The sequence below is a fragment of the Candidatus Stoquefichus massiliensis AP9 genome (genome assembly GCF_000455285.1).
In the GTDB taxonomy this organism is placed as follows: Bacteria; Bacillota_I; Bacilli_A; order Erysipelotrichales; family Coprobacillaceae; genus Stoquefichus; species Stoquefichus massiliensis.
Genome location: NZ_HG005301.1, coordinates 13,807 through 24,690 on the forward strand (window position 1 = coordinate 13,807; position 10,884 = coordinate 24,690).

At 29.8% G+C, this 10,884-nt stretch carries 10 protein-coding genes; 1 reads left to right on the forward strand and 9 read right to left on the reverse strand.

Annotated features, from left to right (window positions below; translation table 11 throughout):
* Window positions 1-33 precede the first annotated feature (33 nt).
* Window positions 34-888 (reverse strand): phosphate ABC transporter substrate-binding protein, encoded by an 855-nt coding sequence (locus BN350_RS17740; protein ID WP_028044791.1) that lies wholly within the window; start codon window positions 886-888, stop codon window positions 34-36.
* A 183-nt stretch (window positions 889-1,071) separates the two neighbouring features.
* On the opposite strand from BN350_RS17740, the gene BN350_RS21755 reads away from it, so the two are divergent.
* Window positions 1,072-1,410, forward strand: a complete 339-nt coding sequence (locus BN350_RS21755; RefSeq protein ID WP_028044792.1) for an SdpI family protein — start codon at window positions 1,072-1,074, stop codon at window positions 1,408-1,410.
* Window positions 1,411-1,852: 442 nt separating this feature from the next.
* Here the strand turns inward: BN350_RS21755 and BN350_RS17750 are convergent, their stop codons facing one another.
* From BN350_RS17750 to BN350_RS17785, 8 genes are all read right to left on the reverse strand, one after another.
* A complete protein-coding gene (locus BN350_RS17750) occupies window positions 1,853-2,218 on the reverse strand; it encodes a heavy-metal-associated domain-containing protein (protein ID WP_028044793.1) in 366 nt (121 codons plus the stop codon).
* 36 nt (window positions 2,219-2,254) lie between these two features.
* A complete protein-coding gene (locus BN350_RS17755; RefSeq protein ID WP_028044794.1) occupies window positions 2,255-2,440 on the reverse strand; it encodes a FeoB-associated Cys-rich membrane protein in 186 nt (61 codons plus the stop codon).
* A gap of 17 nt (window positions 2,441-2,457) precedes the next feature.
* Entirely contained in the window at window positions 2,458-4,587 is a 2,130-nt protein-coding gene (gene feoB, locus BN350_RS17760) for a ferrous iron transport protein B (RefSeq protein ID WP_028044795.1), read from the reverse strand.
* 56 nt (window positions 4,588-4,643) lie between these two features.
* Entirely contained in the window at window positions 4,644-4,862 is a 219-nt protein-coding gene (locus BN350_RS17765; protein WP_028044796.1) for a FeoA family protein, read from the reverse strand.
* 11 nt (window positions 4,863-4,873) lie between these two features.
* On the reverse strand, window positions 4,874-5,083 hold the full coding sequence (locus BN350_RS17770) for a FeoA family protein (protein WP_315968809.1): 210 nt from the start codon (window positions 5,081-5,083) through the stop codon (window positions 4,874-4,876).
* A 215-nt stretch (window positions 5,084-5,298) separates the two neighbouring features.
* Window positions 5,299-6,234: a hypothetical protein gene (locus tag BN350_RS17775; RefSeq protein ID WP_028044798.1), complete on the reverse strand. Its 936-nt coding sequence runs from the start codon at window positions 6,232-6,234 to the stop codon at window positions 5,299-5,301.
* 79 nt (window positions 6,235-6,313) lie between these two features.
* The gene (locus tag BN350_RS17780; protein ID WP_028044799.1) at window positions 6,314-6,511 is read right to left on the reverse strand and encodes a hypothetical protein; all 198 of its coding nucleotides are present in this window, start codon (window positions 6,509-6,511) and stop codon (window positions 6,314-6,316) included.
* Between the two features lie 49 nt (window positions 6,512-6,560).
* Window positions 6,561-10,508, reverse strand: coding sequence for a hypothetical protein (locus tag BN350_RS17785; RefSeq protein WP_044600457.1), 3,948 nt, complete (start codon window positions 10,506-10,508; stop codon window positions 6,561-6,563).
* Between the last annotated feature and the right edge of the window lie 376 nt (window positions 10,509-10,884).

Genomic DNA, 10,884 nt, shown 5'->3' on the forward strand with positions numbered 1-10,884 from the left:
AATAAAAGTCACGATTTCTCGTGACAAATAAATTTATTTACTTGGAATAATAAGTTTCACTTTTTTAATAACTTCTTGTCCTTTTTCACTATTAATGAATTGAAAGACTGCTTGAACTTGTTCACTTTGATCCTTAATTTCACCCTTTGTTGCCATTACAAATGGTCTTTGTAATTGATAAGTACCATCAATAATTGTTGCTTCACTAGCAACGACACCATCTAATTGTAAAGTATTCACCTTATCTTTGCTATCTGCTACAATATCTAACGAAACATAACCAATTGCCCCTTTTGTTTCTTGTACCTTAGCAACAACTGCACCAGTTTCATTTAATTCATTAGCATATTTACACTTATCTTTAACATCTAAAATCTCTTCAAATGCTCCTCTCGTTCCTGAAGCTGCTTCTCGTCCAACAACAACTATTTTTTGATCTTCTCCACCAACTTCTTTCCAATTGCTTATTTGACCTGTATAAATATTAGCTAGCTGTTCTTTGGTTAAGTTTTTAACAGTATTATTTTTATCTGTTATCATAGCAATCCCATCTATTGCAACTATATTTTCAACAATACCTTGTGCCTTTTCTTCTTCTGTTAATGCTCGAGAAGAATTTCCAATATCTGCACTTCCAGATGCAACTGCTTTAATACCTGCCCCCGAACCTGTAAATTGCGGTTCTAATGACAACTGAGGATAATCTTCAACAATAGATTCTTTCAATGCATTCATTAATTTCTCCATTGATGTTGAACCTTCCAGTGTAACTTTTCCACTCACATCGTTTGTACTTGTTGAAGCAGTGTCTTTTTCATCATTTCCTCCACATCCTACTAAAGCAACACTTAATAAACATACTAATAATAGAGTTCCTAATTTTTTCATATATACCTCTTCCTTATCATTTAACTTCTGTCTTTCATGACATCTATAGTTTATCTTTTTTTGTGATACTCTTATAGCAGATTTATATTTATATTTTGTTAATGTTATGTTAATAACCAAAGTATATCTTTTCATTTTTTCTTTAAAAAGGTATATAATATATTATAGAAAGAAGGAATGATTATGTCATTATTTGTTAAATTATTTTCGTTTTTTATTCCTATTCTAATGATTATTTTTGGAATATTAATGTGGTTAGCACCACCAAAAAACATTAATAATTCTTATGGTTATCGTACAAAGAAGAGTATGATGAATCAGGAAGCATGGGATTATGCACAGATTTGTGCTGGAAAAAGCATGTTTCTTGTTGGTATAGTACTTATTTTTGTTACTTTATTTCTACTTCCACGCATCACATTAGACAGTGGTAGTGTATTAATAACTATATTAAGCATTCAAATCGTCTTTATGTTTATTCCTTTTGCAGGTGTTGAACATATTTTAAAAAGTAAATTTTAAGGCTGATCCCCTAATATTTCTATGCCCCCTCTCTTTTCATCCTCATTTAATATTCTCTCTGTATAAAGTCTCATTGATTCACACCTATCCACTTTAAATTCCTATAATTTTTAAGAATAGTATCTTATTGATAAATATGTAATTAGATTTATTTAAGACTGTTAAGAGATATCAATATCGTTTTTATAAGATTACAAACAAATATAAGAAATAGTAATTACAAAGATAAGTTTATCAGTATCAACAAAGAAAAAGTAATCTGAAGATTACTTTTTCTTTGGATTCATAAACATGAAACGAGACAACCATAGTAATGAATGTCTTTTTTTAATGACAACAAATAGGAGTATGAGGATTACTATAGTTATTTCATTTCATTAACTTCCATACTTTTTCTACTTGTGCTTAATTCACATCAATCACTTTTATATATCAATTTTTTCTATGAAATTTTATGAGTGCAAATTATTTGATAGCCTGCATTTTGAATAGTATCGTAGACTTGTTGGATATCAATAGGTTGATCGTAAGAAAGAATAATATTTTTCTTTTTTAAATTAACATTTACACTCACTCCTTCTATTTCATGAAGAGATTTTGTCAATTTCCGAGCACATTTTTGACAACTCATTTCTGAGACACTTATTTCTATACTTCCAATAATCTGATGTTTAAGTTTCTTACTTTTTGTATTATGTGTAGAACACCCATCACAACAACTATTTTCACCTTTAAAATGTAGCAGAGAGTTTTTAACTGCAAAAATCACAATAACCATGAGTACTAAAAATATAATTGTTGTAGCCAAATAGATTCCTCCTCTATTAGTCCATGATTAAAGACATCATACTTGTTTTTTATATACATCATATAGTGATTTAGAACGATGACATAATGAAGCACTGCCACAACCACCACAATTTCCGCCACATGATGATTTTCCGCTTTTTTTATCCTTAATAATCGTTCTTACACATAATGATATAATCAAGATAAGTACACATAAAACCAAAAATGTTGATAGATTCATTATGTCCACCTCCTTTATTAATGAACTGAATATTGGACTTCTAATTTTTCTGAAGTTTTTCCTTTTCTAACAAGCAAGAAAATCATACCTACAAGAACAATGAATGCAACAATAGTTCCAATACTGAAAACTCCATTGATAATAAGATTTCCAAGTTGATAAACGATAAGAGCAACCGCGTATGCAAATACACATTGGTATATAATTGCAAAAGCTGTCCATTTTGCATTGTTCATTTCTCTTTTAATAGCTCCCATTGCTGCAAAACAAGGTGCACACAATAAGTTAAATGCTAAGAATGAATATGCAGATAATGCTGTGAAACTAGCAGCGAGTGTTCCCCAAATCTCAACACCATCATCAGCGACTTCAGCAAATCCATATAATTGACCGAATGTTGCAACAACATTTTCTTTAGCAACCAAACCAGTAATACTCGCAACAGCTGCTTTCCATTCACCCCAACCAAGTGGTGTAAAGATCCAAGCAAATGTTTGTCCAATTGTAGCTAACAAACTATTGTTAATATCATCAACCATAACAAATCCACTATCTTCAAATCCAAATGATTGTAAGAACCAAATCACAATTGTAGATAATAAGATAACAGTTCCAGCCTTTTTAATAAAAGACCATCCTCTTTCCCACATACTTCTTAAAACATTTAAAACTCTTGGAGCATGATACGCAGGCATTTCCATAACGAAAGGTGCAGGATCTCCTACGAACATTTTCGTTTTCTTTAAAATAATTCCAGAAACAATAATAGCTCCAACCCCTAAGAAATAAGCACTAGGCGAAACCCAAGAGGCACCATCAAACAAAGCTCCTGCAATCAAAGCAATTATTGGCAATTTAGCTCCACAAGGAATGAAAGTTGTTGTCATAATTGTCATTTTACGATCACGATCACTTTCAATCGTACGGCTAGCCATAATACCTGGAACACCACATCCACTACCTATAAGCATTGGAATGAATGATTTCCCAGATAATCCAAATTTTCTAAAGATTCTATCCATGATAAATGCAACACGTGCCATATATCCGCAATCTTCTAATACTGCTAAAAATATAAATAACACCAACATTTGTGGAACAAATCCTAACACTGCACCAACTCCTGCCACAATACCATCAAGGATTAAGCTTTGAAGCCATGCTGCACAATTAATTGCAACTAGGAATCCTTCAATTGCTGGCGGAATCATTTCACCAAAGAGAACATCATTTGTCCAATCAGTAACATATGTTCCGACTGTAGTTACTGATACATAATATACTACAAACATTACCAAAGCAAAGATAGGCAAGGCTAAAAGACGATTAGTAACTATTTTATCAATCTTATCAGATGATGTTAATTTCTCACGATTTACTTTCACATAACAGTCTTTAATGAGATCTGTAATATAACTATATCTCGCATCAGTAATAATACTTTCACTATCATCATCCATTTTCTTTTCTATAGATTGAATAATATTTTCATCCTCAATTTTTATATTTAATGATGTTATGATTTTATTATCGCGTTCAAACAGTTTAACACTATAGAACAGGGTTTTATGTTGATCTAAACTTCCGGGTAGTAAATGTGATAATTGATCTAAAACTAAATTTAATTCTGTACTATAAATATTTTTAGTTTCAAAAGAACACTGGGCACTTTTGACTACAGTTTCCATAAGTTCTTCAATACCCCTATTCTTAAGTGCAGAAATAGGAACAACAGGGCATCCTAGTTCTTTCGATAGTTTTACATAATCAATCTTATCTCCACGTTTATCAATAACATCTAACATATTAATCGTAACAACAACAGGAATCCCTAATTCAAGGAGTTGTGTTGTTAAATATAAATTACGTTCCAAATTAGAACCATCAATAATATTTAATATAACGTCAACTTTCTCTTTTAACAAAAATTCACGAGAAACAACTTCTTCTAATGTATAAGGCGATAAAGAATAAATTCCTGGCAAGTCAGTAATCTTAATTTCTTTATCACCCTTATACCTACCTTCTTTTTTCTCAACTGTAACTCCTGGCCAATTTCCAACAAATTGATTTGAACCTGTTAAAGCATTAAACAATGTTGTTTTTCCACTGTTTGGATTACCAGCTAATGCAACTTGTATACTCATATTTCTCCTCCTCTTTAGTTACCCGGAACTAACTCTAGTATCATTTGAAATGCTGCTTAATCTACATCAATCATAGCAGCATCAGCTTTTCTTAATGATAATTCATATCCTCTTACTGTTACTTCAATAGGATCCCCTAATGGTGCCACTTTTCTAATATACACATCAACACCCTTTGTCATTCCCATATCCATAATTCTACGTTTTGTTGCTCCTTGACCATTTATTTTTTTAACAGTCACTGTACTCCCAACACTCGCTTCTTTTAATGTCATGTTTATCCTCCCTAAATCATAATCTTCTTTGCAAGTTCCTTACTCATTGCCACTCTAGAATCTTTTACACTCACAATAATGTTTCCATTATTTTTTGTAACAACAGAAACCAAACTTCCAGGAACAAATCCAAGATTTTCTAGATGATGTTTTGTTTCATTGTTGCCACCTATTTTTTTGACAATATTTTCTTCATTTAATTCGGCAAATATTAACGGCATCATAAACCCCCTCTTTCTATCAGTCAATTCTAGCACATTGTTAGTTAGTTCAAACTAACTTAATGACAAAATAATTGTTAGCCATCGCTAACTACATATTTAGAATACTCCTATTACCAACATTTGTCAATAACTTGTAAGCAAAAATATAGAAATTTTATTAATACTACTCTATAATATATATTTAAAAACCTAAAATCATGATGACTTTAGGCCTATTGTTTGATTTCAAATGTATGTCCTTCAACAAATAATTTTATAATACCTTTTTCCTTTAACAAACTATTATTGACTGGCATAGCTAAATAAAGAGTTCTTTTTTCTTCTGGTGCAATTTGCCCAGACTGAGATAATGATTTATGATTATCACTTTCAATAATAACACGAGATTTAATTGGAGCATTATCTCCTACAAGATATTCACAATAAACATACTCTCTAGGATCTAATTGTTCCTCTGTTGTATTTTTGAGTTCTATTTGTAAGATAATAAAGGTTTCATCGTCACTATCAGTTGGTATATAACTATAAAATATACCTTTTTCTGATGGTTCTACTTTATCTGATTGATTAATTGTTTTAATAGTTAATAATGATTCATTAAGATTTAAAGTATCACCTAATGACTTTTGTTCATTTAATTGTACTGCTTGTTCAGTGGAAAAAGTAAATGTATATTGATTCTGATCCAAAATCTTAAGATGCAATGTTGCATCATTTTTTATATCTTCATCATCAATTTCACAATATACATGAATATATCTTTCCTCTTTTGCTTTTAACGTATCTGTTTGACTCATTTGATTATAATGAATGCTCTCAATAGCCAATTCTAATTTATACGTTAACTTGTTAACTATAAATTCACCACTTAGAAGTTTAGATAGTTCCCAATCTTTATCAGTTAAATTCTTAACATTCATAATAACATCAATAAAAGACTTTTGATCTTGGGTTGGTTTTATATTTTGATATGTTTGATTTTTATTAGTTGGTGCAATCTGCTTAACAACCTCACTTTTCACAACCTCATATTCTAGTTGATCTGCCACTGTATAATGTTTTGCAATTTCTAAAGTTTCTACATCTTCCCTTGGCTGGCATCCAAACATGCAAAAAGCAGCTAACATCATAATTCCTAATTTTCTCATAAATACCAATCCTCTCTTTTATTTATTTTAACATATCTCACCTCATATCCGAAATTATTTTATAATATACTTTACAAATTTATATCTTTTTCTTTTTATTTAACTTCTCTATTGTAACAATTTCACTTAAATCAAATATAGCAACTTTACAATCAGCATATCTTTCCTGAGTTAGTATTGTTTCCAAATGTCTATATATCATTGGCTCTTGACGACTATTCTTATATAATGTTTCATCTTTATTAAGAACTAAATACAGTTTATCACTTGCCTTCATCTTTCCTCCTATGAAAATACCAAGAGATCATTCTCTTGGTATCATTAAATTATGCTTCTTTTCTTCTTTTTAAAACAACATAACCACCTAATAACAAAGATGATGATAAAAGTGTACAAAGAGACATAATATCTGTGTTATCACTTGTCTTAACTGATGCTTTCACATCATTTGCTTGTTTTAACAATTCCTCATAAGTCTTTCCACCATTAGCTTTCAATATTCCATTAATAGCATCTTTTTCAGATTGACTTAATTTATTCCATGCATCTTTACCTGATAGGATTTGTGCATAATTAGATTTATTAGCTTCTTTATAAATCTTCCCATCTTTTCCAGTTAAGTATTTATTTACATAACCATCTGTTGAATCCTTTAATGTTTTTGCATTGTCAATCAGTTCTTCATATGTTTTACCACCATTTACTGTTAAGATTGCATTCACTGCATCTTTTTCATTTTGACTCATCTTATCCCATACATCTAAACCAGATAAGATTTGTCCATAATTAGAACTATTAGAATCTTTATAAATATTTCCATCTTTTTCAGTTAAATATTGATTTATAAAACCATCTGTTGAGTCTTTTAATACCTTTGCGTTAGTCATTAATTCTTCGTATGTTTTACCACCTTGACTTGCCAAAATACCATTAACAGCACCTTTTTCATCTTGGCTCATCTTATTCCATGCATCTAAACCAGATAAGATTTGTCCATAATTAGAACTATTAGAATCTTTATAAACATTGCCTTTTTTATCAGTCAAATAATCATCAATAAAACTATTTGCCGCTTCCTTTAATGTTGTTGCATTTGCAATAAGTTCTTCATATGTACAACCTAACTTTTCAGTTACAACTGCATTAATTTCATCCTTTTCATCTTGAGACATATTTGCCCAATCTGTTTGTCCTGATAATATTTGTTCATAATTATCACTAGTTAACTTATCATTAACGTTTCCTTCTTTATCAGAAATGTATTTTTCAACAAATGCTTTTTTCTGTGCTTCTTTAAGTTTTGAAATAATTGCACCATCAATATGACTCTTATTTCCATCAGTTAGTTGATTATAAGCATCCATCGCTTTTCTCAAATCAACTAAATCACCAGCAGTAATATTCTTCATATCCTTAGAAATAACTTCATTATTAGTTTCATTCCACTCTGCTGCATTTTTCTTTTCTTTCAATCCTTGAACATAAGATGCATCTACTAGTTTTTTAGCATTATCATCTAACTTAGCATAATCATCAAGAGCTTTATTAATATCATTTAAATCATCTTTACTAACAATATTTTTGTCCAATATTGCTTTGCTATCAGTCATCCATTTATTAACAGATTTAGTTGCTACAACTAAATCTTTTGTTGACTGGCTTACAAGTGCTTTTTGATTAGCAGTAAGTTGCTCATATGCATCTATTCCTGCTTTTAATTTCGGAAAATCAGCATGAATTATATCTTTAATATTCTTTTCAAGAATAGGATTATTTTTTAGTGTTTCTGTCACTTTAAGTTTATCTTGTAAATTCTTAATAATAATTGGATCTACATAATTTCCAATTTTATTCTTATTCGCTTCATATTCATCTAAAGCGACCTTTACAGCAACATAATCAGTTGATTGCATTGGTTCTTTATTCTCATTAATTGACTTATGTTTTTCTGACCATTGAGCCGCTTTAAGTTTGTTATCTAAAACCGATTTAATATTTGAATTTATGAACGATTGTTTGTCTGTGCCTAAATCATTATACTCTTTAATAGCTTTTTGTAAATTAGCTATATCGCTATAATCAACATGAACTTTATTGACAATAGAATTTTGTAACCAAGTTGCAGCATCTTTTTGATTTTCTAATGTTGTTTTTATGTCACTGTCAATATGCTTGCTTGTATTTTCATCCAAACCATTCAATTCATCAAGTGTAGCCTGAATCCTATTTAAATCATTAGCTCCAACTGTTTTCTTTGATAAAATACCATTATCTTTCGTATGATCTTGAACCCAACTTGCAGCAGTCAATTTATTAACTAAATCTTCCCTAACTGCTGGATTAATCACTTTTTTCTTATCATTTAAATTATCATATGCAGTAATTGCATTTGTAATAGATTTAAAAACATTATCAGCATCATCTTTAATTCCTATAATAGATGTGTTATCTATAACTGCTGTATGAGCATTTAACATATTTGCTGCTTCAAGTTTATCATTTAACTTATTATATGTATCTTTTGCCAATTTCTTTTGTTCATCATTTAAAGCTTTATAATCATTTTCAAAGTCTTTTAAACTATTTACAGCATCTTTAGTAATATATTGTGAATTAAACACATCTTTGTATTTATCACAGAATCCCTGAGTTTTTGTTAAATCAGTAAGTTTTGTATTCAAATCACTTATATATTTTTGAGAAGTCGTTCCTAAATCATTATATCCTTTTTGAAGTTCTTTGATAGTATTTCTAATATTATCATTAGTATTTGGATCTAAAGTTGTTATTTCCTTTATTGTTTGAATCTTAGAATCATTGTCATTTATAAATTGACTTGCTGTTTTCATAGCATTTAATTTTGTTGTAATTTCAGCAACTGTTTGTCCTGTTTGTGCTACAATGTAGTTTTTAGCATCAGTTGTTAATCCAGCCCATCCAGTATTTAATGTATTTAACGTATTGAAGTCTGCTTTTGTTACTGATGTCTTCTCTAAACTATCATTTAAACTTTTGCTATTTGTAGTATACCAATTTAGACTAGGTGCAACTGATACTTTGATTGCTCCATTTACTTTGTCTCCATTTACTGATACTTGTCCAATCCTAGCATCATATGTATATTGATCTGATGTTAGCTTTTTCCCAGCAACTTCAATAGAAATGTCATCTTTAACTATACTCCAACCAGTATTTGCATTTACATTAAATATCAAGTTTTCATTAGAATTAATGTTATCTGGAAAATTAGAAACAGTTACAGACGAAGGATACTTATTTGCTTCTAGGATAACTACATTTTTTTGTATAATTTTATAATTTACAGTTTTTGTTCCACTGTAATTTCCTTTGAGTGTAACTTGAGCGCTATAGTTCCCTATAGTAACTAAATTTGGAAATATAATATCATAATCTACACTCTTTGTTAAAGTCTTCCCTCCCACTTTTACGGTAGCTATAGGATTAATATTTGGACCATTAAGATCATATTCACTTTTGTCCAAACTAGCATCTATATTTTCAGTTGCAATTTTTTTGGGCGTTATTTTAAAGACTTTACTAATAGTACCTTTGTATGGAGATTTAAATTCAATTTTTAACGTAGCATCTCCAGCATTAATATTATTTGAAATTAATACATTATAATCTCTATTTTCCACCAGCTTAACATTACTTCCTGTTCTATTAAATGGTGTGCCATCTCTTAAATAGATATTTGGAGTAACAGATATTGGATTTCCTGTATATTCATACCCATCATTTGCCATCCCTGTTATCAATAGATTTTCTAATTGAATAACATTTGGCAAATAATCTTGTGGTTGATAGCCTATATTAATATCATCACCAACCGCTGCACACTGTATTCCACCACCTGAAGTCCATTTACCTCCATCCCACGAAGGAGCATACGATGCTATATATTGTACATTATTACTGTCTACTGCAATAACAATAACATAAGGAACTTCTTGGCTAATTGTTGCAGTCAAAGAAAGATTTTTACCTGTAACATTTGCTTCAATTTGGTGATAACTCGCTGTAGGACTACTAGAATCAAAAGGAATATTTGGATTATCTGACCAATAAACTTTAGCAGTTTTTAACGTTGCATTATTTAATGTATTTAACGTAACATTAGTATGAATTTTATACGTTGTAGCAGCATGTGTCTTATCTCCCAATGATACACATGTTAAACATGTGACAATCATAAATATCATTGTTAAAAGACTTCCTAACTTCTTCTTACTCTTTCCTAATTTTTTTATCATTTTTTCCCTCTTTTCTTTGTTAATATGAATATAAGAATTTAAATTCTTATTGTTCATTTGTCTATTATCATCCTTTTCGCTTATCCCCCCCTAAGTTATAAATGTTAATACAGTGATATAAAACAATTATAATTCTATATCAGTGTCCTTAATAGCATACTTTGACGGACTTTGTTCTAAGCAATTAAATGATATAAAAAGAAGCAAAAAAAGCTATTTATTAAGCAACAAATAGCTAGTACTTAATGGTATAGGTTAGCAGATTAATTCATATATAGATACGCTTTATCCTAATGGTACATGATTATTATAACAAAATATGGTATTGCTTACAATAAAATATTGTGATTTTATTGTGAAAAATCAAATAACGCCC